Annotated in this window: 2 protein-coding genes; both read left to right on the plus strand. The window is 74.2% G+C overall.

What is annotated here, in order from left to right; genetic code table 11:
* Positions 1-216: 216 nt before the first annotated feature.
* The gene (locus E1281_RS38885; protein WP_131884695.1) at positions 217-1,473 is read left to right on the plus strand and encodes a pitrilysin family protein; all 1,257 of its coding nucleotides are present in this window, start codon (positions 217-219) and stop codon (positions 1,471-1,473) included.
* Complete coding sequence (locus E1281_RS38890) at positions 1,470-2,843, plus strand: pitrilysin family protein (protein ID WP_131884696.1); 1,374 nt, start codon at positions 1,470-1,472, stop codon at positions 2,841-2,843. The genes E1281_RS38885 and E1281_RS38890 overlap by 4 nt, the downstream gene beginning before the upstream one ends.
* Positions 2,844-2,863: the final 20 nt, after the last annotated feature.

The following is a 2,863-nucleotide window of genomic DNA, read 5'->3' on the forward strand; positions in this document are numbered from 1 at the left end:
GCCCCGCCTTCCCCCTGCCTCCCTTGCGGTCCCGTCCCTGTTCGTCCGGGTTTGAACGGATTCCCTGGGGTGGGTTATCCACAGTTCGCGGGGGTGCTCCCCGGGCCGCGGTCACCCGGTACGGTGAGACCGAGATCAAGCCCGCCGCCCGGGCACTCCCGCCGACGCGCGCGGTGCTGTCCGCCGGCCGACCCATCGAACGGACGGGAGCGCTCCGTGGCAGAACAGCCGCTGCATGAGCACACGCTCGGCAATGGCCTCCGCGTGGTGGTCTGCGAGGACCACGTCGTACCACTGGCCGCCGTGAACATCTGGTACGGAGTGGGCTCGCGGCACGAACGGGCCGGCCGCACCGGCCTCGCCCACCTCTTCGAGCACCTGATGTTCCAGGGCTCGGCGAACGTCGCGGAGGGCGAGCACGCCGCGCTGCTGGAGAGCGCCGGCGCGGCCTTCAACGCCAGCACGTCGTTCGAGCGCACGAACTACTACGAGACTGTGCCGGTCAGCCACCTGGAGCTCGCCCTCTGGCTGGAGGCCGACCGGATGGGCACGCTGCCCGCGGCGCTCACCCAGGCCAACCTCGACAACCAGCGCGACGTGGTGAAGAACGAGCGCCGCCAGCGCTACGACAACCAGCCCTACGGGACGGCGTTCGAGCGGCTGTGCGCCCTCACGTTCCCCGAAGGCCACCCCTACGCGCACACCCCGATCGGCTCCATGGACGACCTGGACGCCACCACGCTCGAAGACTGCGCGGACTTCTTCGCCACCTGGTACGCGCCGGGCAACGCGGTCCTGTCCGTCGTCGGCGACGTCGACCCGGAGAAGACGCTGGAGGCGGTGGAGCGCTACTTCGGCGGCCTGCCCACCGGGCCGGAGAAGCCGCCCTCGCGCCCCGGCGAGCTCGGGCCGCTGACCGGCATCAGCGGTGAGGCGGTCGACGAGGAGGTGCCCTCCCCCGCCTACTTCGCGATGTTCACGCTGCCCACCGACGGCGGCGACGACGTCGAGGCAGCCGAGCTCGCGGTCGAGATCCTCGGCGGCGGCTCCGGCTCCCGCCTGTACGACCGGATGGTGCGGCGCGACGAGATCGCCACCGAGGTATGGGCCGGGGTGACGCGGCTGGCGTCCGGCCAGTCCCTGGCGATCGTGGACGCGATCGGGCCGGAACCGGACAGGATCGCCGCCGTGCTGGACGAGGAGCTCCAGCGCTTCGCCGACGAGGGCCCGGACGCCGACGAGACCGCCCGCGCCACCGCCCAGGCCGAGCGCGGCTTCCTGGAGCAGACCGAGACCGTCACGGGCCTCGCCAACGCGCTGTCGCAGAACGCCACGCAGTTCGACGACCCGGCCCGGGTCTTCACCGCCCCCGGCCGCGCCGCCGCGGTCACCGGGGACGCGATCAAGGAGATGGCGGGCCGCTGGCTGGCGCCGCGGTCCCGCACCGCCCTGACCTACGGAGGCACCTCGTGAGCAGCGGCCTGGACCTGCAGCCCCGTCCCGTCCCCGGGCCCGTCCCGGCCTGGGCGTTCCCCTCCGGCACCGCGGGCCGCGTCCCGGCCGGCCCGGCGACGCTGCGCTGCGACCTGCCCGGCCGCCGGCTCGCCGCGGTCCGGCTCGTGCTGCACGCGGGTGCGGGCCGCGAGCCCCTCGGGGACGGCCGCCGGCTCGACGGCGTGGCGGCGCTGGCGGCGCACGCGCTGACGGAGGGCACCGAGCCCGGCGGCGGCACCGCGCTGACCGCCGCGTTCGAGCGGCTCGGCGCCAGCTTCTTCGCGCACGCCGACCTGACCGCGCTGCGGATCGCGCTGGACGTCCCGACGACGCGGCTCGGCGCCGCGCTGGAGCTGTTCTCCGAGGTCGTGCGCCGTCCCGCGCTGGACGACGCCGACGTGCGGCGTCTCGTCCGCGAACGGCTTGAGGAGATCGCGCAGGAGGACGCCGACCCGGGATCGCGCGCCATGCGCGAACTGCGCGCGGTGATGTTCCCGTCCGAGGCGCGAGCGTCCCGCCCGACCGGCGGCACCCGGACCTCGGTCGAGGCGCTCCAGGGTTCGGACGTCCGCGCCTTCTACGGCTCCGTGGTGCCCGCCGAGGCCACCGCGGTCGTCGCCGGCGATCTTTCCGGGGTGGACGCCGACGGTGCCCTCACGGCCGCCCTGTCGGGCTGGGCGGGCACCGGCGAGCCGCTGCCCACCGCCGACCGGATCATGCCGGAGTCGGCCCCCAGGATCGTCGTCGTCGACCGTCCGGGCTCCGTGCAGACCTACCTCAGCTTCGGCCACGGCGTCCCCGACCGGTCCCACCACGACTGGCCGTCACTGACGGTCGCCGCGCACGTGCTCGGCGGCGGGCTCACGTCCCGGCTCAACGCCAAGCTCCGCGAGGAGAAAGGCTACACCTACGGGATGCGCGCCGGCCTGCTGCGGATGCGGCACTGCGGCGTGTTCATGGCGCAGGGCGCCGTCCACACCGAGGTCACCGCCGACGCCGTGACCGACGCGCTGACCGAATTGCGCGGCATCGTCTCCCGGGGCATCGACGCCGACGAGCACGGCTCGTCGGTCCGCGCGCTGGCCGACCGCGCCCCCGCCGAGTACGAGACCGCCCGCTCCGTCGCCGCCGAACTGGCCGACGTCTCCGCGAACGGCCTGGGCGCCGACTACCCCAGCACCTACCTGGCCGCCGTACGCGCCTCCACCCCGGACGGCGTGGCCCGCACCTACCGCAAGCACATCGACCCCGAGGCCCTGACCGTCATCGCCGTAGGCGACGCCACCAAGATCCGCGCCCCTTTGGAAGACCTCGGCTACGCCCCCGTAACCGTGACCGCCAAGGAATAACACACCAACCCACCCACACC

Origin of the sequence: Actinomadura sp. KC345 (genome assembly GCF_004348515.1) — a bacterium.
Classification (GTDB): domain Bacteria; phylum Actinomycetota; class Actinomycetes; order Streptosporangiales; family Streptosporangiaceae; genus Spirillospora.